We start from the raw sequence: 23,667 nt of genomic DNA, 5'->3' as shown, positions 1-23,667 counted from the left end.
GAAGTACTCATTGCAGGGAAAGATTATACCAGAGATTTTTTACTGCGGGGTAAAGTGGCGTAAATGTTGTACGGTGGCAAGCCAGGCGGCCACCCAGCCAATCATCGAGCACACCAGCAGTAATAACAGGCACTCATCGAAGGATAAGCCACTGATATCAAACTTAGTTCCGAAAACCTGCGCCACTTCGGTGACGGCAGAAGAGAGCCGCATCACCAAAATTTCTGACAGAATCAGTGAAAGAAATGCGCCGGAAAAACCGAGCAATGCGCCGCCATACAGGAACGGGCGCAGGATGAATCCATCCGTCGCACCTATCAGTTTCTGCACGTTAATCGTATCGCGACGGGCGAAGATGCTCAGACGCACGCTGTTACCGATGACCAGGAAGACCGCCGCCACCATCAGCACGCCAATCATTGCCGCCACGCGCCCTACCAGCCCCGTCAGGGAGGCCAAACGCGCAAACCAGCTGTCGTCCATACGCACTTCATCAATACCGTTGATACGGGTGATGCGATCGCGCAGGGTGTTCAGCGAATCCGTGCCCTGGAAGTCCAGTTTCGGAATCACCACCGCCACGGCGGGCAGCGGGTTCTCTTCGAGCATATCCAGCGCGCCGCCAAACCCGGACCAGTTGCGGAACTCGCCCAGCGCTTCGTCGCGCGACAGGTAGTTCACCTTTTCGACGCCCTGCTCCGCCTGGAGCTGCCCCACCACTTGTGCGGCGGCGCTGTCATCCAGCGCCTTATCCAGATACACCGTGATTTGCGGAGATGGATAGTATTGTGAGGCCGCCTCATTGACGTTTTTGTAGACCATATAGCAGACGCTCGGCAGCGTCAGGGAGATGGCGATCACCATCACCGTCAGGAACGTCGCCAGCGGTTTGCTTTTCAGATCCTGCACCGCGCCGTGGAAGGCGTAGCGCACCTGTTCGTTAAAGACGTTGGTCTTGCGAGAGTTTGGCTTCGGCGCCGCTTTCGCACGCTTTGGCGTGTTGCGGTTACCCTCTCCGCCGCCCTGCGGCTTGCGGAAGCGGTCGAATCGATTACCAAACTGCCGAATCTGGTTTATTGCGTCGCGCTTATTCAACGTGGCCTCCGTGCAAATGACCTTCGCTCAGGGTCAGCATGCGGTACGAACGACGGGAAATCAGCCCGATGTCGTGCGTCGCCATCAGGACTGTTACCCCAACGCGGTTAAATTCCTCAAACAGACGCAGGATCCCTTCCGAGAGCGCATCGTCCAGGTTACCGGTCGGTTCATCCGCCAGCAGGACGGCGGGTTTGTTCACCACCGCGCGAGCAATACCCACGCGCTGCTGTTCACCGCCGGAAAGCTGAATCGGGAAGTTCTTCGCTTTGTCCAGCAGCCCGACTTTATCCAGCGCCGCCGAAACGCGACGGCGGATATCGTCATAGCTGGCACCCGCAATGATCAGCGGGATCGCCACGTTATCAAAAACGGTGCGATCCATCAGCAGGTGGTGATCCTGGAAAATCATGCCGATCTGGCGACGCAGAAACGGCACCTCACGGTTTTTCAGGCGGCTGATATCATGCCCGCTAAAAAAGATGTTCCCGGCGCTTGGCCGCTCGATCCCACAGATAAGCTTGAGCAGGGTACTTTTCCCCGCGCCGGAGTGGCCGGTCAGGAATGCCATCTCGCCCGGTTGCAGGTGGAATGTCACCCCCTGCAACGCTTGTCTCCCACCGAGATAGGCCTTGCTGACGTGTTCAAAGCGAATCATTGTTAATCCTCTCGGGCAAATAGTGCCTCAATAAAGTCGTCCGATTTAAACGGACGCAAATCCTCGATACGTTCGCCGACACCGATGTAACGGATTGGGATGCCGAACTGATCCGCCACGGAGAAGATCACTCCCCCCTTGGCGGTGCCGTCCAGTTTGGTCAGCGTAATCCCGGTCAGCCCGACCGCTTCATCAAACAGCTTCGCCTGGCTGATGGCGTTCTGTCCGGTGCTGGCATCAATGGTCAGCATAATTTCATGCGGCGCGTCTTCGTCCAGCTTCTTCATCACGCGGACGATTTTCTTCAGCTCTTCCATCAGGTGCGATTTATTCTGCAAACGCCCTGCGGTATCCGCAATCAGCACATCGATATTTCGCGCTTTCGCCGCCTGGATGGCATCGAAAATCACAGACGCAGAATCTGCGCCAGTGTGCTGCGCAACCACCGGAATGTTGTTGCGCTGACCCCAGACCTGCAACTGCTCGACGGCCGCTGCACGGAAGGTATCGCCCGCCGCCAGCATCACCGATTTGCCCTGCTGCTCAAACTGACGCGCCAGCTTACCGATGGTGGTGGTTTTCCCGACACCGTTAACGCCCACCATCAGAATAACAAAAGGCGTTTTGCCTTCAATATTAAGCGGTTCGTCAACTTTTGCGAGAATTTCGCCCATCTCGTCTTTCAGCAGGCCGTACAGCGCCTCGGCATCACGCAGCTGTTTACGGCTCGCGCTTTCCGTCAGTTTCGCGATAATTTTGCGCGTGGTTTCCACGCCGACATCGGCAATCAGCAGCTGCTCTTCCAGCTCTTCAAACAGATCATCGTCGATTTTTTTGCCACGGAACAGACTGATAAATCCGGAACCGAGGTTTTCTTTGGTTCTGACCAGGCTGCGTTTCAGACGCGCGAAGAAACCTTCTTTGGTCGGTTTTTCCTGCTCCTGAACGATCTCTTCCGCCGGGGCCTCTTCTTCCGTCTCTTCGACCGGCACCACGATCACCGCTTCTTCTGCGGCTTCGGCGGCCAGCGCCTGGGCTTCCAGCTCTTCATCGGTGATTTCAGGCGCGTTTTCCGCTTCTTCTTCAACGGCTTCAACGATCTCTACGGTTTCCGCTTCCGCCTGCCACTCTTCTGGCGCGATCGCTTCGGCTTTGACCTCTTCCGGCAGCGGTAGCTCTTCTTGCTCAATCACGGCCTGAGGCGCTTCTTCAACAACCGGCTCAACGACAACCTCGACCGCCTGAGGAACAATCACCGGCTCCGGTTTCTCGATCTCCTGAATCTGTTCGGTCACCTCAACCACGTCTTCAGCGAAGGAGTCGATCTCTTCTTTGCTGTGTGCGGGCTCTTCCGCTTCTACAACCGCGGCGGTTTCAACAGGCGTTTCGGGCTGTGACTGCTCTTCAACCGCTTGCTGTTCTTCGATTTTCTGTTCTGTTTCTTGCTCTTTTTCGCCGAAGCCCAGCCAGGAAAAGAAGCCACGTTTTTTTTGTTTTGCCATCTGCGACGACACTCCTCGCGGTGCTATATACATGGAAGCTATAAAAATGATGAAATAGTCTAACACTTTACCTAATTAACATCACCGCCTGGAATCGCAGGCCAATTGTTAGCAGAGCTTTCCTGAAATGAAGAAAACGAACCGCCCGGCCGGACAAATTCGTATTATTGGCGGCCAGTGGCGAGGCCGCAAACTGCCTGTGCCCGACAGCCCTGGGCTGCGCCCGACAACCGATCGCGTCCGCGAGACGCTATTTAACTGGCTGGCTCCGTCGATGGTTGACGCCCGCTGCCTGGACTGTTTTGCCGGAAGCGGCGCGCTCGGCCTTGAAGCGCTGTCGCGTTATGCCGCAAGCGCTACCCTGCTGGAGATGGAGCGCGGCGTTGCGCAGCAGTTGCAGCAAAATCTGGCGACCCTTAAAGCGACCAACGGCAACGTGGTGAATACCAATACTCTGTCGTTCCTCGCGCAAAAGGGCACGCCGCACGACGTGGTATTTATCGACCCGCCGTTCCGCAAGGGGCTGCTGGAAGAGACGCTGACGCTGCTGGAAAACAACGGCTGGCTGGCGGATGACGCGCTTATTTATGTCGAAAGTGAAGTGGAAAATGGCCTACCGCCAGTTCCCGTTCACTGGGATCTGCACCGCGAGCAGGTCGCAGGGCAGGTCGCCTATCGTTTGTATCACCGTGAAGTAGAAGGAGAGCCTGATGCCAGTTCTGATTAATCTTGGCCGTTTGCTGATGTTGGGCGTCTGGGCGTTTCTGCTCCTGAACCTCGTCCACCCGTTCCCACGGCCGATGAACATTTTCGTCAACGTGGCGCTGATTTTCACCGCCTTTATGCACGCCCTGCAGATGGTGATGCTGAAAAACGGTCTGCCGAAAGACGGGCCGCCGATGACCGGCTGGCAGCAACTGCGCGTCTTTATTTTCGGCGTGTTCGAGCTGCTGGTGTGGATGAAAAAGTTTAAAGCACAGGCGAAGAAATAAGTCGTATGCAGCCCGGTATACAGCTTTTGTAGACCGGGCCATCCGGCGAGTTACGGCTCGACTGCAAACCCTTCAAAACGCGATCCCTTATAGCTCAACAGCCCGCGATCCCCCACCGTCAGTTGATGGTACTGCTTCTCGTCGAGACGAAACGTCATCTCCAGCCCACCGCCCTGCGGCTTAAAGCTCGCCTCATAGCGCATTAACGCGCCTGCTGGCGTCACCTGTTGCTGCCGGGAACGGCGCTCATTGAGCGCTTTCTCGCGCTTATTGCTCACCACCACCCGTTTTTGTAAGAGCGGTGCGGCGTCATTATCGGCTTTTTCGCGGCGCTGCTGCACAAAGCGAAACGAAGCGGCGATGACGATGATGGCCACCACCACTACGAAGAAAAGCGGCATTTTGCTCATTGTTGAATCCCATCAGATTATGCGGAAATCAGGATATCGCGGCTTATCCGGCATTGCCAAACGCCTGCTCGCGTCACTACACTGAATCAGAATGTATGATTCAAAAATAACAGATACAGGGAGTTAATATGCTTTGGTCATTTATCGCTGTCTGTTTTTCCGCATGGCTTTATGTCGATGCGTCGTATCGCGGTCCGACGTGGCAGCGCTGGCTGTTTAAACCGGTGACACTGCTGCTCCTGCTGCTGCTCGCCTGGCAGGCGCCGATGTTCAACGCCGTGAGCTATCTGGTACTCGCGGGTCTGTGCGCCTCGCTGATTGGTGACGCGCTTACCCTGCTGCCGCGCCAGCGTTTGCTGTATGCCATCGGGGCATTTTTCCTTTCCCATCTGCTCTATACCATCTACTTCGCCAGCCAGATGACCCTCTCCTTCTTCTGGCCGCTGCCGCTGATCTTACTGGTCATGGGCGCGCTGCTGGTGGCGGTGATCTGGACACGACTGGAAGAGATGCGCTGGCCGGTCTGTACCTTTATCGCCATGACGCTGGTGATGGTCTGGCTGGCCGGCGAACTGTGGTTCTTCCGCCCAACGTCACCTGCAATGTCGGCGTTCTTCGGTGCCGCCCTGCTGCTGATTGGGAATATCGTCTGGCTGGGAAGTCACTACCGCCGTCGCTTCCGCGCGGATAACGCTATCGCCGCCGCCTGCTACTTCGCCGGGCATTTCCTGATAGTCCGCTCGCTGTATATTTAATAGTGCTTGACTCTGGAGTCGACTCCAGAGTGTATGCTGCGGTTAATGAGAAAATTATCATTACCGGAGAGTGCCATGTCGACTCCAGAAACACCGAAAAAAGTGCCGCAATTCTCGGCGCTGAAACTCAGCCCCGCGCCTGCGAAAGACGACTGCTGCTGCGACAGCGGATGCGAAACCCAGACGGCACCCGTGCTGCCTGAAAACGGCGAGCGCTACACCTGGATCGTCAACGGGATGGACTGCGCCGCCTGCGCGCGCAAAGTCGAAAACGCTGTCAAACAGGTGGCTGGCGTTAACCACGTTCAGGTGCTGTTCGCGACCGAAAAGCTGCTCATCAGCGCTGAAAAAGATGTCAGTGCGCAAGTCGAAGCGGCCGTCACCCGCGCGGGCTATTCCCTGCGCAGCGAGCAGACGCCTGCCGAAAAAACCTCTCCCCTGCGGGAAAATCTGCCGCTCATCACGCTGATTATCATGATGGCGCTGAGCTGGACGCTGGAACACTTTAATCATCCGTTCGGCAATCTGGCGTTTATCGCAACGACCCTGGTCGGCCTGTTCCCGATCGCCCGTCAGGCCCTGCGCCTGATGAAAAGCGGCAGCTGGTTCGCCATTGAAACACTAATGAGCGTCGCGGCGATTGGCGCGCTGTTTATTGGTGCGACGGCAGAAGCGGCGATGGTCCTGCTGCTGTTCCTGATTGGCGAACGCCTTGAAGGTTGGGCGGCGAGCCGCGCACGCAAAGGGGTCAGCGCGTTAATGGCGTTGAAACCGGAAACGGCAACGGTCGTGGTCGACGGAGAACGAAAAACTGTCGCCATCACTACACTTCGCCCCGGCGATGTAATGGAAGTGGCTGCCGGGGGCCGTCTGCCTGCGGACGGTACGCTCATCACCGCAAACGCCAGTTTCGATGAAAGCGCCCTGACCGGGGAATCAATTCCTGTCGAACGGGAGACGGGCGAGAAAGTCCCTGCCGGGGCCACCAGCGTGGACCGTCTGGTGCAGCTCACGGTGCTGTCCGAACCGGGCGACAGCGCCATTGACCGGATTCTGAAGCTTATCGAAGAAGCCGAAGAGCGCCGCGCGCCCGTCGAGCGCTTTATCGATCGCTTCAGCCGTATTTACACGCCGGTGATTATGCTGATTGCCCTGCTGGTGGCGGTGGTTCCGCCGCTGCTGTTCAGCGCCCCGTGGGAGGCCTGGATTTATAAAGGGCTGACGCTGCTGCTGATCGGCTGTCCGTGTGCGCTGGTGATCTCAACACCTGCGGCCATTACCTCAGGTCTGGCGGCAGCAGCGCGACGCGGAGCGCTGATTAAAGGCGGTGCCGCGCTGGAGCAGCTCAGCCAGGTTCAGCAGATCGCCTTCGATAAAACCGGGACCCTGACGGTTGGTAAACCGCAGGTTACCGGGATCTACCCTGCCGACGACGCAATGCTGTCACTGGCCGCCGCCGTTGAGCAGGGATCGACCCATCCCCTGGCGCAGGCGATTGTGCGTGAGGCCCAGTCACGCGGGCTGCCTATCCCCGCAGCCAGTGCGCAGCGCGCGCTAATGGGGTCAGGGATCGAAGCGGTAGTCGAAGGGCGCCAGGTGCTGATCTGTGCCGCCGATAAATTCCCCGCTGACGCCTTCAGCCCGCAGATCCGCGAGCTGGAACAGGCCGGGCAGACGGTGGTGATCGTCGTTGTCGACGGCGTGGCGAAAGGGGTTCTGGCCCTGCGCGATACCCTGCGTGACGATGCCAAAGAGGCCGTGGCGGCACTGCATAAGCTCGGTATTCAGGGTGTGATTTTGACCGGCGATAACCCACGTGCAGCGGCTGCAATTGCCAGTGAGCTTGATCTGGAATACCGGGCAGGATTGTTGCCAGCAGATAAAGTGCAGGCTGTTACCGGGCTGAACGCTCAGGCACCGCTGGCGATGGTCGGCGACGGCATTAACGACGCCCCGGCGATGAAAGCCGCGACGATTGGGATTGCGATGGGCAGCGGCACCGACGTGGCGCTGGAAACCGCCGATGCGGCGCTTACCCATAACCGTCTGACCGGGCTTGCGCAGATGATATCCCTGGCGCGCGCCACCCGCGCCAATATTCGTCAGAACATTACGATTGCGCTGGGGCTGAAGGGGATCTTCCTGGTGACAACACTGCTCGGGATAACAGGTCTGTGGCTGGCGGTGCTGGCGGATACGGGGGCGACAGTGCTGGTGACAGCCAACGCCCTGCGGTTGTTACGTCGGAAGTCATAACCGCCGGGCAAACGCGATAATGTTGTAGGCCGGGTAAGGCGTCGTCGCCACCCGGAAACCACGATTATCCTTTGCGCAGCAGATACCGGTACGGCAGCGATTGCGTCTCTTGCGCCACCAGCTCGTGTTCCATAAAGGTACAAAAGCCCGGAATATCGCGGGTGGTAGCAGGATCGTCAGCAATGATCAGCAGCGTCTCGCCGGTCTGCATGTTGCGCACGGTTTTGCGCACCATCATTACCGGCTCCGGGCAACGGAGGCCTTGTGCATCAAGCGTGTGGTCAGGGCTGGAAAACAGGTTGGTCATCATCTTCTCGTTCAAATCAAAAACGGCTGTAGTTTACGCCGCGTTTTCGGCAAAGCAAACCAGGTTAACGATTGCGCGAAAATTAGCCATTGCATTACCCTCCAAAAGCAGTATTATGCGGCGGCTTTAAACCCTACCCCGGTAGGTTTTTATTGGGTTCCCTCACCCCAAATCATAAAAAGGTCACAATATGACGCAGTTCTCTCAATCGCAGCGCGTAAAAGCGTTGTTCTGGCTATCGCTATTTCATCTGCTGGTGATCACCTCCAGTAACTATCTGGTGCAGCTGCCCATCTCCATTTTTGGTTTCCATACCACCTGGGGCGCGTTCAGTTTCCCGTTTATCTTCCTTGCGACAGATTTGACCGTGCGCATCTTCGGCGCGCCGCTGGCCCGACGCATTATTTTCGCGGTGATGCTGCCCGCGCTGTTCATCTCCTACGTCATCTCATCCCTGTTCTATATGGGAAGCTGGCAGGGTTTTGAAGCGCTGACGCACTTCAATCTGTTTGTCGCCCGTATCGCCGCCGCGAGCTTTATGGCCTATGCGCTGGGGCAGATCCTCGACGTCCACGTCTTTAACCGCCTGCGACAAAACCACCGCTGGTGGATGGCACCGACGGCGTCCACGCTGTTTGGCAACGTCAGCGATACCCTCGCCTTCTTCTTTATCGCCTTCTGGCGCAGCCCGGATGCCTTTATGGCCGCCCACTGGATGGAGATTGCGCTGGTGGACTACTGCTTCAAGGTGCTGATCAGCATTGTGTTCTTCCTGCCGATGTACGGCGTGCTGCTGAATATGCTGCTGAAAAGGCTGGCGGATAAATCCGAAATGTCTGCATTACAGGCTGGTTAAAGGTTCGCTTTATCAGTTGTGATAAGATGGACAAATGAGCCGTTATGGCCGTTTATCGAAAGGAAGAAGTCAATGCGCAATCTGGTTAAATATGTCGGGATTGGCCTGCTGGTTGTGGGTCTTGCGGCCTGTGATAACAGCGATACGAAGACCCCTGCTCAGGGCGCGTCTGCTGAAAGTAACGCCACCGGACAACCGGTGAATTTGATGGATGGCAAACTCAGTTTCTCTCTGCCGGCGGATATGACCGATCAGAGCGGCAAGCTGGGTACCCAGGCGAACAACATGCACGTCTATTCAGACGCCACCGGGCAGAAAGCGGTGATCGTGATTGTCGGTGACGACACCAGCGAAGACCTGGCCGTGCTGACCAAGCGTCTGGAAGATCAACAGCGTAGCCGCGATCCGCAGCTGCAGGTCGTGACCAACAAGTCCATCGAACTGAAAGGCCACACCCTGCAACAGCTGGACAGCATTATCTCTGCCAAAGGCCAGACCGCTTACTCCTCCGTGGTGCTGGGTAAAGTGGACGGTAAACTGCTGACCATGCAAATCACCCTGCCTGCTGACGATCAGCAGAAGGCACAAACCGCTGCGGAAAACATCATTAATACCGTCGTGATCAAGTAATTTTCATCACGATTCAACGGCCTCCGTCGCTTGCGCCGGGGGCCGTTTTTTTAGGCGCCAGGTCAACAACAGCGCCACGCCCACCAGCCCCGCCGCCGCCAGATAGATCATCGGAACGCCTGCCCATGCCATCAGCAGCCCGGCCAGTGGCCCGGTCACGCCCAACGACATATCCATAAATACCGTATAGGTCGCCAGTGCTGAGCCCTGGTTTTGCTGTGGCACGGCTTTCACCGCCACCACGCCCAGCGCCGGGAAGACCAGCGAGAAGCCCGCGCCTGCGAGGAACACGCCGATTTTCGCCACCCACGGCTCGCTGGCAATGCCCGTCAGCAGCAGGCCAACAATCTCCACGGCAAAGCAGATCATGGCCACGTTCAGCCCGCCGAGGCGGTTGATGCCGTTCGGGAAGAGTAACCGCGTGCCAACGAAGGCACAGCTAAACAACGTCAGGGCGAACGCTGCGCCGTCCCAGCCTTTGGCATCGTAAAAGAGGGTGATGAAGGTGGCGATCACACCGAAACCGGCGGAGGCCAGCGCCAGCGCCATGCCGTAAGGCCAGACGCGTCCGAGCACCGCGCGAAACGGCAGCGGTTTACCTTTGTTGGCTTTCACTTTCGGACGCGGCAGCGCCAGTAAAATTGCAATCAGCGCCACCACCATAATGGTGATGGCCAGCCCGTGCAGCCCGCCCCACGCGTAACACACCACGCCAAGCGGCGCGCCGAGAGCCATCGCGCCGTAGGTGACAATCCCGTTCCACGAAATCACGCGCCCGATATGCGGCGTGCCGACAACGCCCACGCCCCACAGGGTCGAGCCGGTGCCCGCCAGACTTTGCCCGATGCCCAGAATCACACGCCCAAGACACAGCAGCGCCAGGCTAACCATCGGCCAGGCGCTGGTGGTCGCCGCCAGCAGATAGCTCAGGCCACTGAGGAAACAGCCGCACAACCCCACCACGACAATACTTTTCGGGCCAAACAGATCCGCGTAGCGCCCCGACTGCGGGCGACTCAACAGCGTGGCGAAATACTGGAGGCTAATCACCAGCCCCGCCCAGAAGGCGCTAAATCCCATCACGTCATGGACGTAACCGGGCAAAACCGCCAGCGGCAGCCCAATGGTGAGATAACTGGCGAAGTTAAACATGACAACAGAAACAATGCGCAGATTGAGGCGCAATCCGCTCAGCGCCGGTTCGGCGGCAGGTACGGGCATGAGGTTCTACCTGGAATTTTGCAACAGTGTTTCACTATTACCACGTCATGGGGCGAAAAGCAGCAGTGACTTTCAGATTAACGGCGTCAAACGCAGCGGTCTCCAGGCGCTACACTTAACGGGCACACAACAAAAGGAATCAGCATGACAACCCCCCAGCCCGACAAGACGGGCCTCCACATTTTATTAAAGCTCGCCTGTCTGGTGGTGATCCTCGCTGGCATTCACGCAGCGGCGGATATTATCGTTCAGCTGTTGCTGGCGCTTTTTTTTGCCATTGTACTCAATCCGTTAGTTACCTGGTTTATTCGACGTGGCGTGCGGCGCCCGCTTGCCATCACCATCGTAGTCATTGTGATGCTCATCGTGCTGACCGCGCTGTTTGGCGTGCTGGCGGCGTCGCTGAGTGAGTTCTCCACCCTGCTGCCGAAATACAATAAAGAGCTGACGCGCAAGATTGTCGATCTGCAGCAGATGCTGCCGTTCCTCAACTTGCACATCTCCCCTGAACGCATGCTAAGACGCATGGACTCCGAAAAAGTCATGACCTTCGCCACCACCCTGATGACCGGGCTTTCTGGCGCGATGGCCAGCATTTTACTGCTGGTGATGACGGTGGTGTTTATGCTGTTCGAAGTGCGCCACGTACCGTACAAACTGCGCTTCGCCCTGAACAATCCGCAAATCCACATCGCCGGGCTGCACCGCGCGCTGAAGGGTGTTTCGCACTATCTGGCGCTGAAAACGCTGCTGAGCCTGTGGACTGGGGCGATTGTCTGGCTGGGGCTGGCGCTGATGGGCGTGCAGTTCGCGCTTATGTGGGGCGTGCTGGCGTTTCTGCTCAACTACGTGCCTAACATCGGCGCGGTGCTCTCTGCCGTGCCGCCGATGATTCAGGCGTTTCTGTTCAACGGCTTTTACGAATGTATGCTGGTGGGCGCGCTATTTCTGGCGGTGCATATGGTGCTCGGGAATATCGTCGAGCCGCGCATGATGGGCCACCGTCTGGGCATGTCGACAATGGTGGTCTTTTTGTCATTATTAATATGGGGATGGCTACTCGGCCCCGTGGGAATGCTCCTTTCGGTACCGCTGACCAGCGTCTGTAAAATATGGATGGAGACCACGAAAGGCGGCGGTAAACTGGCCATTCTTCTCGGACCAGGACGTCCGAAAAGCCGGCTCCCCGGATAACGTTTTCAGCATAAACCTACCAACCGGGGTAGGTTTACGTTCCTCATCAGGTCTATACACTCTATGCCGATTTTTTTAAATCGGCATAATTGTTATATTTAAGTGAATATTCTCTTAGCAAAGCCGATAACAAAATCGTTGTCTACATTGCTATCGCGTTAATTAAAGTTAAATTGGCAATGAAAAAAAAGAAATAACGCAAGAATGATATTTATCGCAATGGTTTCAATTTATCTTAAGGATTATATTGCGTGAATATCGCGGACGAAATCACTATTATTGATACGGAGTTGTTGATGAAGAAGATTGTGAAATGGTGTGCGGCGTTTGCCATTATGGGTGCGCTGGCAGGCTGTGCGCGTACTGCCCCGGTTGATCAGGTTCATTCTACTGTCAGCGCGGGCCATTCTGCGGAGCAGGTTAAGTCGGCGATTCTGAAAGCCGGTCTTCAGCGCGACTGGATTATGACCGAAGTCAGCCCGGGTGTGATCAAAGGCCGCCTGCAGGCACGCGACCATAGCGCCGAAGTGCGCATCCCGTACACGGCCACAAGCTATTCAATTAATTACGAAAATAGCCTGAACCTGAAAGCCAGTGACGGTAAGATTCATAAAAATTACAACCGTTGGGTTCGCAATCTCGACAAAGATATTCAGCTGAATCTCGCCAGAAGCGCCGCGCAGTAAATTTGTTTAAAGTCGGGCCGCTATCGGCCCGATAACGTATTTCTCTGACCAGTTAAAGGTTACGCAATAATGTACGAAACGGATTCGCTCAGTGCGCTGGATGCCATTACAGAAGCACAACGTATCGCTTTTGCTCCGATGTTGTTTCAAACCGCGCTCTGTCTGCGTAACTCTGGCGTTTTAGCCTGGCTGGATAAACAGGGAAAACAGGGTGCATGCCTGGCTGAGATTGTTGAAAACAGCACACTGAATGAATATGCAGTGAGCGTCCTGCTGGATATGGGATTAAGCGGACGGATCGTTACCCATAAAGAGGGGCTGTACTACCTGGCAAAAATAGGCCATTTTCTTCTGCATGACACCATGACCCGCGTAAATATGGATTTTACCCAGGACGTTTGTTATCAGGGTTTATTCCACCTCTCCGATTCCCTTAAACAGGAAAAACCCGCGGGATTATCGGTATTTGGCGAATGGCCGACTATCTATCCTGCATTGTCGCAATTACCGGCGCAGGCGAAAGAGAGTTGGTTTGCGTTTGATCATTACTATTCTGACGCCGCTTTTGATGCCGCTTTGCCATATATATTCGCAAGCAAGCCGACAAAATTGTACGATGTAGGCGGAAATACCGGTAAATGGGCTTTACGCTGTTGCCGCTATGATGAAAATGTCGCCATTACGATCCTCGACCTCCCGCAGCAAATAGCGCTGGCGCAGGAAAATATCGCAATTGCAGGATTATCTCATCGCATTGGGTTCCATGCTGTCGATATGCTTAGCAACGCGGCACTGCCGGGCGAAGCTGACGTGTGGTGGATGAGCCAGTTCCTCGACTGCTTCTCTCCCGATCAGATTGTCACCATGCTGGGAAACGTGGCTCAGGTCATGAAGCCGGGCGCACGGTTATGCATTATGGAGCTGTTCTGGGATGCCCAGAAATTCGAAGCGGCCTCGTTCAGCCTGAACGCGACCTCGCTCTATTTCACCTGCATGGCGAATGGCAATAGTCGCTTTTATAGTGCCGAGAAATTTTATCACTACCTGGAGCAGGCGGGTTTCCACGTAGAGCAACGACTGGACAATTTAGGGTTAGGGCATACCTTACTGATTTGTCAGAAAAACGAACAATAAATTCTGTGAAATACCTGACGGCTGACGCCGTTATTTAATGACGATAGATCGCGGACGCGCGTAGATGAAATTTGCACTTAACATTATCGACTGGCAGGCCAGAGCGCCGGGTCTCAGTGATGCCGAACAATGGCAGGCGTGGTCACGCGATTCACTCACCATTGATCCCACTGCGCCACAGGCAAAACTGACTGATTTGCCGATGATGACCGCGCGTCGCCTCAACTCTGGCAGCAAGCTGGCCGTCGATTGCGGCCTGTCGATGCTGCGCAAGCACGCCATCGACGCCGTGGTCTACACCAGCCGTCACGGCGAGCTGGAGCGCAACTATCGCATTCTGCATGCCCTGGCGACGGATCAGGCCGTGTCGCCCACCGATTTCGCCATGTCCGTGCACAACTCTTCCGTGGGTAATCTCACTATCGCCGCGCGCCAGCCGATTGTCTCCTCTTCCCTTTCCGCCGGGCTGGACACCTTCCAGCAGGGCTTATGTGAAGTACTGTGCATGTTGCAGGCGGGTTACACCCGCGTCCTGCTGGTCGATTTCGACGGTTCACTGCCGGTGTTTTACCACCCTCATTTACCCGCGCACATGCCCACCTGGCCGTATGCGATGGCGTTAGTGATCGAAGCCGGTGATGCGCTGCGCTGTGAAACCCGTTCTGGCAGCCTCGGCGAAGAGCCGCCGTTGCCGCAAAGCCTGATGTTCCTGCAACGTTATCTTACTGGCGAGCCGCAGTTTGTGGTTTCCGGTGAGCGCCTGCTGTGGCAGTGGTCCCGCGCATGAACGCGTTAGCCAGCACTCTTAATCGGCTATGGCGTCTGGTCATGACCGGATTCTGCTTCGCGCTGTTTGGCGTGGGCGGGCTGCTGCTGTCGCTGGTCTGGTTTAATCTCCTGCTGATTGTTCAGCGCGATCGCGTCAAACGCCGTCGGCTGGCACGCCGCAGTATCGCCGCCAGCTTTCGTTTCTTCATGAACGTCATGCGCCTGACGGGCGTGCTGGATTACCGCATTGATAACCTCGAGGCCCTGCGCAGCGAGCGCGGTTGCCTTGTCATCGCCAACCATCCCACGCTGATTGATTACGTGATCCTCGCCTCGGTCATGCCAGAAACCGACTGCCTGGTGAAAAGCGCCCTGCTGCGTAACCCCTTCGTCAGCGGCGTGATTCGGGCAGCGGATTATCTGATCAACAGTGAAGCAGATACCCTGCTCGCCGCCAGCCAGCGACGTCTGGCACAGGGCGATACCTTACTGATTTTCCCCGAAGGCACGCGCACCCGCGTCGGGGAAGCGATGACGCTCCAACGCGGTGCGGCCAATATCGCCGTGCGCTGCGGCAGCGATCTGCGGGTGGTGGTGATCCACTGCAGCGAGCACCTGCTCGATAAAAACAGCCGCTGGTACGACGTACCGCCGCGCAAGCCCTTCTTCACGGTTGATGTCCGTGAACGGGTCAATATTCACGATTTTTACGATGCAACAGAACAAGAACCGGCTCTGGCAGCGCGCCAGCTGAACCGGCATCTGCAGCATCGCTTAACATCAGGCCTTCAATCTTTGTCAGGAATTAATGATGCAAGCGCTTTATCTTGAAATTAAAAATCTTATTATCTCTACGCTGAATCTGGACGAACTTACCGCCGACGATATCGAAACGGATGCGGCGCTGTTTGGTGATGGCCTGGGCCTCGATTCCATCGACGCGCTGGAGCTTGGCCTGGCAGTGAAAAACCAGTACGGGGTTGTGCTCTCTGCGGAAAGCGAAGAGATGCGTCAGCACTTCTATTCCGTCGCCACGCTGGCATCATTTATCCATGCCCAACGCGCCTGAGAACGAATTTGCTATGACAGAACAAAATGCCATTTATCAGGAAGTCTGCGGACTCCTGACCAAACTGTTTGAAATCGAACCGGACGCGATCTCTCCCGAGGCGCGCCTGTACGAAGATCTGGAGCTGGACAGCATCGACGCCGTCGACATGATTGTTCACCTGCAGAAGAAAACAGGCAAAAAAATCAAACCTGAAACCTTCAAATCGGTGCGTACCGTTCAGGACGTGGTGGACGCTGTAGAACAGCTTCTGCGCGAAGAGTAAGACGCCATGCGTGGCGGACGATCTTTTCCGGCCATCCCGCTGCTGACGGGGCTGATGCTGCTCGCCTGGCCATTTCTGATTGGCTTTGGGCTGACGCACAACAGCCTGCACTGGCTGCTGCCGCTGATGGCGCTGCTGCTGGTCTGTCGCCTGCGTCAGGCGCGGCATAACGCCGGGCCGATGCGCTTTGTGGTGCAAAGCGTGGCGCTGGCGGGCATTGCCCTCTGCACGGCGAGCTATCTGCTGAAAGCGCACCAGTGGCTGCTGCTCTATCCCGTGGTGGTGAATCTCGTGATGCTGGCCGTGTTTGGCGGTTCTCTGTGGACGGCAATGCCGCTGGTCGAACGGCTGGCGCGTTTGCGCGATCCCCAACTGCCGCCGGAAGGCATTTGCTACACCCGCAATGTCACCCGCGTGTGGTGCGGGTTTTTCATTGTGAACGGTTCGGTGGCGCTGTTTACCGTCATCCACGGTGATATGCAGCTCTGGACGCTGTGGAACGGCATGATCGCGTACATCCTGATGGGGACGCTCATGGCGACGGAGTGGCTGGTGCGTCAACGGGTGATTAAAAAAAGTGAAGCACATGACTAAACCCCTTCCTCTGGGGCAGTGGCTGAACGCGCCGCGCCCGGATGATACGCCGATCGCCTGGCTTGACGATCACACCTGGACACTCGGGCAGCTCCGTCACGACGTCTCCTCCCTGACCAACATGCTCCGTCAGCAGGAGGGCGAGCGCTGGGCGCTGTGCTTTGAAAACAGCTACCTGTTTATCGTCGCCCTGCTCTCGACGCTGCATGCGGGAAAAACGCCGGTGATCCCCGGCCATAGCCGCGTGTCGCTGCTTGAAGAGCAGCGCGCACTGTTCAGCGGCGTGCTGAGCGATCAAACCCTGAGCTATCAGGGCCGTCTGATCGTGGTGAATTCAGCCCGTCGCAGCGCAGACGCCTTTACGCCGTTGCCGCCGATTGGCGAAGACAGTTTTGTCGAGCTGTTCACCTCCGGCTCGACCGGCGCACCGCGGCGCATCATAAAGCCTGTCGCCCGCCTCGATCGCGAAGCTAGCCTGCTGGCCGACCGTTTTGGCGAGCGTCTGACGGGCGGCAGTATTGTCGCCTCCGTGGTGCCGCAGCATTTGTACGGCCTGACGTTCCGCATCTTTTTACCCCTGTCGCAGGGGCTGCCGCTGCACGCGGCGATGCTCTACTACGCCGAACAGCTGGCGGCGCTGCCCCATGACCGGCGCTACGTATTTATCAGCAGTCCGGCGTTTCTGAAGCGTCTCGACACTCAGCTTGCGCCGCCGCCCGTGGCGATGCTGCTCTCTGCGGGCGGTATGCTGCCGTGGGATGATGTCACCGCCACGCATCGCTGGATGAACGTCTGGCCGGATGAAATTTACGGCAGCACTGAGACCGGCATTCTGGCCTGGCGGCATCGTCAGGAGGCGTCGATTCCGTGGCTTCCGTTCCCCGGCGTGCATTTCCGTCACGAAGGGGAGACCTGCCATGTCACCTCGCCGCTGATCCACGAGGCCGAAGGCCTACCGCTCGACGATATCCTGCACTTTGAGGATAACGGGACGTTCAGCATCGCCGGTCGCCGTGGCCGGGTGGTCAAAATCGAAGAGAAGCGCGTTTCGCTCAATGAAATTGAGCAGCGTCTGCTGACGCTGGACGGCATTCGCGAAGTCGCCGCTCTGCCCGTCACACGCGGGGGTCGCCAGGGTATCGGCGTACTGCTGGTGCTCAACGACGACGCGCGTCAGCGTCTGCATCAGCAGGGCAATAAAGCGCAGGAGTTTGCCTGGCGCCGCGCCCTGCTGCCGTGGCTTGAGCCGGTCGCCGTGCCGCGCTACTGGAGGATCATCGATGAGATGCCCGTCAACAGCATGAACAAGCGTGTCTATGCACAGTTACAGGAGTTATTTCATGAAAATCCATGAAATCGAGCGCCACCAGTCGCAGCCACAGAATCTTGAGATTGTCCTGCATCTCGACCCGATGCTGTTCTGGTTCCAGGGCCATTTTGCCGTACAGCCGCTGCTGCCGGGCGTCGCACAGCTCGACTGGGTGATGCACTACGCCACCACGCTGCTGGCTCCGGAATACCGTTTTCACAGCATTCAGAATGTGAAGTTTCAGGCGCCGCTGCTGCCGGATGCCACCGTCACGCTGACGCTCAACTGGAATGCCGAACGCCAGATCCTCACCTTTAGCTATCAGCGTCACGACGGCGACGCGCGCCACACCGCCAGCAGCGGGAAGATCCGGTTATGTCGCTGACGTTCCGCCCCTGCGTGCTGATCCCCTGCTACAACCACGGCGCGATGATGGCGAGCGTGCTGTCGCGGCTGGAATCGTGCGCGCTGCCGTGCCTGATCGTCGATGACGGCAGTGACGAGCGCACCCGCCTGGAGCTGGAACGCCTGGCGGGTGCCTATCCACAGATCACACTTATCCGGTTGCCGGAAAATGCCGGCAAAGGCACGGCGGTCATCCGTGGGCTGGAGGCGGCTTCCCGCGCAGGGTTTACCCACGCGGTGCAGGTGGATGCCGACGGACAGCACGCCATTGAAGATATTCCGCAACTGTTAGCGCTGGCCGAACGCCACCCGGATGCGCTGATCTCCGGCCAGCCCATTTATGATGATTCGATCCCCCGCTCGCGCCTCTATGGCCGTTGGATCACCCACGTCTGGGTGTGGATCGAAACCCTGTCGCTGCAGCTGAAAGACAGCATGTGCGGGTTCCGCGTCTATCCCGTGGGCCCCACGCTGAAACTGGCAGAACACGCCACCCTCGGCAAGCGGATGGATTTTGATACGGAAGTGATGGTCCGCCTCTACTGGCAGGGCAACACCAGCTACTTTGTGCCGACGCGGGTGACCTATCCCCACGATGGCCTGTCCCATTTCGATGCCCTGAAAGACAACGTCCGCATCTCCCTGATGCACACCCGCCTGTTCTTCGGCATGCTGCCGCGTATGCCTTCGCTTCTGCTGCGTCGCCGTCGCGAGCACTGGGCCGAGCAGCAGGAAGTAAAAGGGCTGTGGGGCATGCGCCTGATGCTACGCGTCTGGCAGCTTTTTGGACGCCGTGCCTTCAGCCTGCTGCTGTGGCCAGTGATCGGCGTTTACTGGCTGGTCGCCCGCCCGGCGCGACAGGCGTCGCGGCAGTGGCTGGCGCGCGTGGCTGACGTGCTTCACGCACAAAACCGCCCGCTGCCGCCGCGCTGTAACAGCTTTTTCCACTTTATGCGCTTCGGCAATTCGATGCTGGATAAAGTCGCGGGCTGGCGCGGCGAGCTGGAGATGAACCGGGATGTGGTCTTTGCGCCCGGCGCGCGCGAAGCGCTGAACGTAGAGGCCCCACAGGGCAAGCTGCTGCTGGCCTCGCATCTCGGCGATGTCGAAGCCTGCCGCGCGCTGGCGCAACTCGACGGCAGCAAAACCATCAACGCGCTGGTGTTCAGCGATAACGCCCAGCGCTTTAAACAGATCATGCAGGAGATGGCCCCCCAGGCCGGGCTGAACCTGATGCCCGTCACCGATATCGGGCCGGAGACCGCCATCGCCCTGAAAGAGAAGCTCGATCGCGGTGAATGGGTGGCGATCGTCGGCGATCGCATCGCCGTCAATCCACAGCGCGGCGGCGAGTGGCGCGTGATCTGGAGCGAATTTATGGGAAAACAGGCTCCGTTCCCGCAGGGGCCGTTTATTCTCGCCTCTATTCTGCGCTGCCCGGTGGCACTGATTTTCGCACTGCGCCAGCAGGAGAAGCTGCACATTCACTGCGAAACCTTTGCCGATCCGCTGCTACTGCCGCGCGGCGAGCGCCAGCAGGCGTTGCAGCAGGCCGTTGATCGCTATGCACAACGCCTCGAGCATTACGCGCTCATGTCGCCGCTCGACTGGTTTAATTTTTTCGATTTCTGGCATCTGCCGGATGCCAAAGAGAAGGAGTAAAGGGTGCTGACCGATCCCCGTTTTACGACTGACGTCGAGCTGACCGTCCCTTTCCACGACGTGGATATGATGGGCGTGGTCTGGCACGGTAACTATTTCCGCTACTTTGAGATCGCCCGCGAGGCGCTACTCAACCAGTTTGATTATGGCTATCGGCAGATGAAGGAATCCGGCTACGTCTGGCCAGTGGTCGATACGCGGGTGAAGTACCGCGATGCGGTGAAATTCGAACAGCGCATCCGCGTCCGGGCGCACATCGAAGAGTTTGAAAACCGTCTGCGTATCGCCTACCAGATTTTCGACGCCGAAACCGGAAAGCGAACCACCACCGGGTACACCATCCAGGTGGCCGTGGAAGAGAGCAGCCAGGAGTTGTGTTTCGTCAGCCCGGCAATTTTGTTTGAACGAATGGGAGTTACGCCATGAAATGGTTGCCATTGCTGGCGCTGCTGGTCAGCCCGCTGGTCAGCGCGGTTACGCTCGATGAACTGCAGCAGCGCTTTACCGAGCAGCCCGTGGTGCGCGCGCATTTCGAGCAGACCCGCACCATCAAAGACCTGCCGCAGCCGCTGCGCTCGCAGGGCGAAATGCTGATCGCCCGCGACGACGGTCTGCTGTGGGATCAGAAAGCCCCGTTCCCGATGACCCTGCTGCTGGACGACAAACGCATGGTGCAGGCGATCAACGGCCAGCCGCCGCAGACGATCACCGCCGATAACAACCCGCAGATGTTCCAGTTTAACCATCTGCTGCGCGCCCTGTTCCAGGCCGACCGCCACGTGCTGGAAGAGAACTTCCGCATTGATTTTAAGGATCTCGGCGCGGGCCGCTGGTCGCTGGTGCTCACGCCCATCACCACGCCGCTGGACAAGATTTTCGCCACTATGAATCTGGGTGGCGCGACCTATCTGGAGTCGATCCAGCTCAACGACAAGCAGGGCGACCGCACGGATATCGTCCTTTCCCGCCATCAACTGTCGCCCGCCAGCCTGACTCATGACGAACGCCAACGCTTTGCCGCACCGTAACTCCCGGCGCCCGGCGCTGCTCTGGGGTGTGGTATGCCTGGTTCTGCTGGGCGTCCTGCTGTCGCTGCTGCCCGGCGCGCGACTCAACAGCAGCGTGCTGGCGATGCTGCCCAAGCAGACGCTCGGGGCGATTCCGCCTGCGCTCAACGACGGATTTATGCAGCGTCTGGACCGTCAGCTGGTATGGCTGGTCAGCCCCGGTAAAACGCTGGACCCGCGCGTGGCTCAACGGTGGTTAACCCTGCTGCAAAAATCGGACGCCCTCAGCCAGGTCAAAGGCCCTATGGATGCCAACAGCCAAAAAGCCTGGGGCGAATTTTTCTGGCAGCACCGTAACGGCCTGCTCGACAGCGCCACCCGCGCCCGCCTGCAAAACGGCGGTGAGGCACAGGCCCAGTGGATCTTATCTCAGCTGTACTCGGCCTTCTCCGGCGTCAGCGGCAAAGAGCTGCAAAACGACCCGCTGATGCTGATGCGCGGTTCGCAGCTGGCGCTGGCGCAAAACAGCCAAAAACTGCGGCTGATGGACGGCTGGCTGGTGACCCAGGACGCCGCCGGAAACTACTGGTATCTGCTGCACGGCGAGCTGGCGGGCGAGTCGTTCGATATGCAGCAAACGCACCGTCTGGTGACTACGCTGCAGGGTCTGGAAAACCAGTTGAAAACGGCTTTCCCGCAGTCTCAGCTGTTATCGCGCGGCACCGTGTTTTACAGCGACTACGCCAGCCAGCAGGCAAAACAGGATATTTCGACTCTCGGCGTCGCCACCCTTCTGGGGGTGATTTTGCTGATTGTGGCGGTGTTCCGCTCCCTGCGCCCGCTGCTGTTATGCCTGATTTCCATCGGCATCGGCGCACTGGCCGGAACCGTCGCCACGCTGACAATCTTTGGCGAATTGCATCTGATGACGCTGGTGATGAGCATGAGCATCATCGGGATTTCCGCGGATTACACGCTCTATTACCTGACCGAACGGATGGTCCACGGCGCGCAGGATTCGCCGTGGCAAAGCCTGGCGAAAGTGCGTAACGCCCTGCTGCTGGCCCTGCTGACCACCGTGGCGGCTTACTTCATCATGATGCTCGCCCCGTTCCCTGGCATTCGTCAGATGGCGGTGTTTGCCGCCGTGGGGCTGAGCGCCTCCTGCCTGACAGTGATTTTCTGGCATCCGTGGCTGTGCCGTGGGCTGCCTGTTCGCCCGGTGCCAGCGATGGTGCTGATGCTGCGCTGGCTGGCCGCCTGGCGGCGCAACAAGGCGCTCTCCGTCGGCCTGCCGGTCGTGCTGGCCGTGGTCTCCGTGGTCGGGATCGCCAGCCTGCGGGTGGATGACGATATCGCCCAGCTCCAGGCGCTGCCGAAAGCGATTCTGGCGCAGGAGAAAACTATTACCGCCCTCACCGGGCAGAGCGTCGATCAGAAATGGTTTGTGGTCTACGGTGATTCCGCCCAGCAAACGCTGGAGCGGCTGGAAGCCTTCACCCCTGCGCTGTCACAGGTGCAAAAAGCCGGTGAAATAAAAGCGTTCCGCACCATCCCCCTGAACTCGCTGACGCGACAGAAAAGCGATCTTGTCTTGCTGCACAAGGCCGCGCCGGCAGTGACGAAAGTCTTACAAGGCGCGGGGCTGACGAGCGTATCACCCGATCTGAACGCCATGCCCGTGACCACAGACGCCTGGCTCGCCAGCCCGGCGAGTGAAGGCTGGCGTCTGCTGTGGCTGACGCTGCCCGACGGCCACAGCGGCGTGCTGGTGCCGATCGACGGAGTGAAAAACAGCGCGGCGCTGAGTCAACTGGCGGCAGCGCATCCGGGTGTGGCGTGGGTGGATCGCAAAGCGAGCTTCGACAGCTTGTTTTCCCTGTATCGCAATGTGCTGACGGGCCTGCTGTTGGTCGCGCTGGCGGTGATCGCCTGCGGAGCAATGCTGCGTCTCGGCTGGCGTAAGGGGCTGATAAGCCTGGTGCCATCGGTGCTGTCGCTGGGCTGTGGTCTGGCAGCGCTGGCGGTAACCGGCCATCCGGTGAATCTGTTTTCGCTGCTGGCCCTCGTGCTGGTGCTGGGGATCGGCATTAACTACACCCTCTTCTTCAGCAATCCGCGCGGTACACCGCTTACTTCCATGCTGGCGATTACGCTGGCAATGATGACCACCTTACTGACCCTCGGCATGTTGGTCTTTAGCGCCACGCAGGCGATCAGCAGCTTCGGCATTGTGCTGGTCAGCGGTATTTTCACCGCCTTCCTGCTGGCTCCGCTGGCGATGCCAGCTAAAAGAGAGAGAAAACGATGATGATCCCGTTTGGTCGCGCGCTCGCCCTGATGGCGACTCTGCTGCTGGCAGGCTGTAGCCACTCCACGCAAAACAGTGACGGCACGCGCCCGCAGGCCTGGCTGCAGCCGGGTACCAAGGTGACGCTACCCGCGCCGGGGATTTCTCCGGCGGTCAATTCTCAGCAACTACTGACCGGCAGCTTCAACGGCCAGACGCAATCGCTGCTGGTGATGCTCAACGCCGACGCGGATAAAATCACGCTGGCCGGGCTGTCGTCGGTGGGGATCCGCCTGTTTCTCGCCACCTATGACAAGACCGGTATCCACACCGAGCAGTCGATTATCGTGCCGCAACTGCCGCCCGCCAGTCAGGTACTGGCCGATGTGATGCTCAGCCACTGGCCGATCAGCGCCTGGCTGCCGCAGCTGCCGAAGGGCTGGACGCTTGCGGATAAGGGCGATCGCCGCGAGCTGCGCAACGCCAGCGGCACGCTGGTGACCGAGATTGTCTATCTGCAGCGCAAAGGCAAACGCGAGCCGATCAGCATCCAACAGCACGTCTTTAACTACCACATCACCATTCAATATCTGGGTGACTAA

Annotated in this window: 27 protein-coding genes; 21 read left to right on the top strand and 6 right to left on the bottom strand. The window is 58.2% G+C overall.

The window, feature by feature from the left end:
* Nucleotides 1-39 precede the first annotated feature (39 nt).
* The 3 genes from ftsX to ftsY are packed head-to-tail and all read right to left on the bottom strand — an operon-like array spanning nucleotide 40 to nucleotide 3,255.
* The gene (gene ftsX, locus ETG88_RS04300) at nucleotides 40-1,095 is read right to left on the bottom strand and encodes a permease-like cell division protein FtsX (protein WP_100778553.1); all 1,056 of its coding nucleotides are present in this window, start codon (nucleotides 1,093-1,095) and stop codon (nucleotides 40-42) included.
* Entirely contained in the window at nucleotides 1,088-1,753 is a 666-nt protein-coding gene (gene ftsE, locus ETG88_RS04295; RefSeq protein WP_100778552.1) for a cell division ATP-binding protein FtsE, read from the bottom strand. Before ftsE ends, ftsX begins: the two co-directional genes overlap by 8 nt.
* Nucleotides 1,754-1,755: 2 nt before the next feature.
* Nucleotides 1,756-3,255, bottom strand: coding sequence for a signal recognition particle-docking protein FtsY (ftsY, locus tag ETG88_RS04290; protein ID WP_129034766.1), 1,500 nt, complete (start codon nucleotides 3,253-3,255; stop codon nucleotides 1,756-1,758).
* A 127-nt stretch (nucleotides 3,256-3,382) separates the two neighbouring features.
* Between ftsY and rsmD the strand changes: the two genes are divergently transcribed.
* Together rsmD and ETG88_RS04280 are read left to right on the top strand one after the other, a co-directional pair.
* Nucleotides 3,383-3,982, top strand: coding sequence for a 16S rRNA (guanine(966)-N(2))-methyltransferase (gene rsmD, locus ETG88_RS04285; protein ID WP_100778550.1), 600 nt, complete (start codon nucleotides 3,383-3,385; stop codon nucleotides 3,980-3,982).
* The gene (locus tag ETG88_RS04280; RefSeq protein WP_100778549.1) at nucleotides 3,966-4,247 is read left to right on the top strand and encodes a DUF1145 family protein; all 282 of its coding nucleotides are present in this window, start codon (nucleotides 3,966-3,968) and stop codon (nucleotides 4,245-4,247) included. The genes rsmD and ETG88_RS04280 overlap by 17 nt, the downstream gene beginning before the upstream one ends.
* Before the next feature lie 50 nt (nucleotides 4,248-4,297).
* Here the strand turns inward: ETG88_RS04280 and ETG88_RS04275 are convergent, their stop codons facing one another.
* Nucleotides 4,298-4,657, bottom strand: coding sequence for a DUF2500 domain-containing protein (locus ETG88_RS04275; protein WP_107702691.1), 360 nt, complete (start codon nucleotides 4,655-4,657; stop codon nucleotides 4,298-4,300).
* Between the two features lie 128 nt (nucleotides 4,658-4,785).
* Here ETG88_RS04275 and ETG88_RS04270 point away from each other — a divergent pair, with 128 nt between their 5' ends.
* Together ETG88_RS04270 and zntA are read left to right on the top strand one after the other, a co-directional pair.
* Complete coding sequence (locus ETG88_RS04270; RefSeq protein ID WP_100778547.1) at nucleotides 4,786-5,412, top strand: lysoplasmalogenase; 627 nt, start codon at nucleotides 4,786-4,788, stop codon at nucleotides 5,410-5,412.
* Between the two features lie 75 nt (nucleotides 5,413-5,487).
* Nucleotides 5,488-7,668: a Zn(II)/Cd(II)/Pb(II) translocating P-type ATPase ZntA gene (gene zntA / locus ETG88_RS04265; RefSeq protein ID WP_129034765.1), complete on the top strand. Its 2,181-nt coding sequence runs from the start codon at nucleotides 5,488-5,490 to the stop codon at nucleotides 7,666-7,668.
* A gap of 64 nt (nucleotides 7,669-7,732) precedes the next feature.
* On the opposite strand, the gene tusA is transcribed toward zntA, so the two are convergent.
* Nucleotides 7,733-7,975 (bottom strand): sulfurtransferase TusA, encoded by a 243-nt coding sequence (gene tusA, locus ETG88_RS04260; protein ID WP_100778545.1) that lies wholly within the window; start codon nucleotides 7,973-7,975, stop codon nucleotides 7,733-7,735.
* A gap of 190 nt (nucleotides 7,976-8,165) precedes the next feature.
* On the opposite strand from tusA, the gene ETG88_RS04255 reads away from it, so the two are divergent.
* Nucleotides 8,166-8,831: a 7-cyano-7-deazaguanine/7-aminomethyl-7-deazaguanine transporter gene (locus tag ETG88_RS04255; protein ID WP_100778544.1), complete on the top strand. Its 666-nt coding sequence runs from the start codon at nucleotides 8,166-8,168 to the stop codon at nucleotides 8,829-8,831.
* Between the two features lie 72 nt (nucleotides 8,832-8,903).
* A complete protein-coding gene (locus tag ETG88_RS04250) occupies nucleotides 8,904-9,461 on the top strand; it encodes a DcrB family lipoprotein (protein ID WP_100778543.1) in 558 nt (185 codons plus the stop codon).
* Nucleotides 9,462-9,467: 6 nt separating this feature from the next.
* On the opposite strand, the gene ETG88_RS04245 is transcribed toward ETG88_RS04250, so the two are convergent.
* Entirely contained in the window at nucleotides 9,468-10,682 is a 1,215-nt protein-coding gene (locus tag ETG88_RS04245) for an MFS transporter (protein WP_129034764.1), read from the bottom strand.
* A gap of 144 nt (nucleotides 10,683-10,826) precedes the next feature.
* Between ETG88_RS04245 and ETG88_RS04240 the strand changes: the two genes are divergently transcribed.
* The 15 genes from ETG88_RS04240 to ETG88_RS04170 all read left to right on the top strand — a co-directional run bounded on the left by ETG88_RS04240 (nucleotide 10,827) and on the right by ETG88_RS04170 (nucleotide 23,667).
* Entirely contained in the window at nucleotides 10,827-11,876 is a 1,050-nt protein-coding gene (locus ETG88_RS04240) for an AI-2E family transporter (RefSeq protein ID WP_100778541.1), read from the top strand.
* A 296-nt stretch (nucleotides 11,877-12,172) separates the two neighbouring features.
* Complete coding sequence (locus tag ETG88_RS04235) at nucleotides 12,173-12,562, top strand: hypothetical protein (RefSeq protein WP_100780797.1); 390 nt, start codon at nucleotides 12,173-12,175, stop codon at nucleotides 12,560-12,562.
* A 69-nt stretch (nucleotides 12,563-12,631) separates the two neighbouring features.
* Nucleotides 12,632-13,696: a methyltransferase gene (locus ETG88_RS04230; protein ID WP_100778540.1), complete on the top strand. Its 1,065-nt coding sequence runs from the start codon at nucleotides 12,632-12,634 to the stop codon at nucleotides 13,694-13,696.
* A 64-nt stretch (nucleotides 13,697-13,760) separates the two neighbouring features.
* Complete coding sequence (locus tag ETG88_RS04225) at nucleotides 13,761-14,483, top strand: beta-ketoacyl synthase chain length factor (protein WP_129034763.1); 723 nt, start codon at nucleotides 13,761-13,763, stop codon at nucleotides 14,481-14,483.
* Entirely contained in the window at nucleotides 14,480-15,295 is an 816-nt protein-coding gene (locus ETG88_RS04220) for a lysophospholipid acyltransferase family protein (protein WP_129034762.1), read from the top strand. The genes ETG88_RS04225 and ETG88_RS04220 overlap by 4 nt, the downstream gene beginning before the upstream one ends.
* Nucleotides 15,276-15,533: a phosphopantetheine-binding protein gene (locus ETG88_RS04215; RefSeq protein WP_100778537.1), complete on the top strand. Its 258-nt coding sequence runs from the start codon at nucleotides 15,276-15,278 to the stop codon at nucleotides 15,531-15,533. The genes ETG88_RS04220 and ETG88_RS04215 overlap by 20 nt, the downstream gene beginning before the upstream one ends.
* Before the next feature lie 13 nt (nucleotides 15,534-15,546).
* The gene (locus tag ETG88_RS04210) at nucleotides 15,547-15,798 is read left to right on the top strand and encodes an acyl carrier protein (RefSeq protein WP_100780796.1); all 252 of its coding nucleotides are present in this window, start codon (nucleotides 15,547-15,549) and stop codon (nucleotides 15,796-15,798) included.
* 6 nt (nucleotides 15,799-15,804) lie between these two features.
* Entirely contained in the window at nucleotides 15,805-16,392 is a 588-nt protein-coding gene (locus ETG88_RS04205; protein ID WP_129034761.1) for a COG4648 family protein, read from the top strand.
* Nucleotides 16,385-17,746, top strand: a complete 1,362-nt coding sequence (locus ETG88_RS04200) for a class I adenylate-forming enzyme family protein (RefSeq protein WP_129034760.1) — start codon at nucleotides 16,385-16,387, stop codon at nucleotides 17,744-17,746. The genes ETG88_RS04205 and ETG88_RS04200 overlap by 8 nt, the downstream gene beginning before the upstream one ends.
* Nucleotides 17,733-18,086, top strand: coding sequence for an ApeI family dehydratase (locus ETG88_RS04195; RefSeq protein WP_100778534.1), 354 nt, complete (start codon nucleotides 17,733-17,735; stop codon nucleotides 18,084-18,086). The genes ETG88_RS04200 and ETG88_RS04195 overlap by 14 nt, the downstream gene beginning before the upstream one ends.
* Nucleotides 18,077-19,768, top strand: coding sequence for a glycosyltransferase family 2 protein (locus ETG88_RS04190; RefSeq protein ID WP_129034759.1), 1,692 nt, complete (start codon nucleotides 18,077-18,079; stop codon nucleotides 19,766-19,768). The genes ETG88_RS04195 and ETG88_RS04190 overlap by 10 nt, the downstream gene beginning before the upstream one ends.
* A 3-nt stretch (nucleotides 19,769-19,771) precedes the next feature.
* Complete coding sequence (locus tag ETG88_RS04185) at nucleotides 19,772-20,194, top strand: acyl-CoA thioesterase (protein ID WP_129034758.1); 423 nt, start codon at nucleotides 19,772-19,774, stop codon at nucleotides 20,192-20,194.
* A complete protein-coding gene (locus tag ETG88_RS04180; RefSeq protein WP_129034757.1) occupies nucleotides 20,191-20,796 on the top strand; it encodes a LolA family protein in 606 nt (201 codons plus the stop codon). Before ETG88_RS04185 ends, ETG88_RS04180 begins: the two co-directional genes overlap by 4 nt.
* The gene (locus tag ETG88_RS04175) at nucleotides 20,765-23,086 is read left to right on the top strand and encodes an MMPL family transporter (protein ID WP_129034756.1); all 2,322 of its coding nucleotides are present in this window, start codon (nucleotides 20,765-20,767) and stop codon (nucleotides 23,084-23,086) included. Before ETG88_RS04180 ends, ETG88_RS04175 begins: the two co-directional genes overlap by 32 nt.
* The gene (locus ETG88_RS04170) at nucleotides 23,086-23,667 is read left to right on the top strand and encodes a DUF3261 domain-containing protein (RefSeq protein WP_129034812.1); all 582 of its coding nucleotides are present in this window, start codon (nucleotides 23,086-23,088) and stop codon (nucleotides 23,665-23,667) included. The genes ETG88_RS04175 and ETG88_RS04170 overlap by 1 nt, the downstream gene beginning before the upstream one ends.

This window comes from Lelliottia nimipressuralis (assembly GCF_004115925.1).
Classification (GTDB): domain Bacteria; phylum Pseudomonadota; class Gammaproteobacteria; order Enterobacterales; family Enterobacteriaceae; genus Enterobacter; species Enterobacter nimipressuralis.
This window is presented reverse-complemented; position numbering and strand designations above follow the sequence as displayed.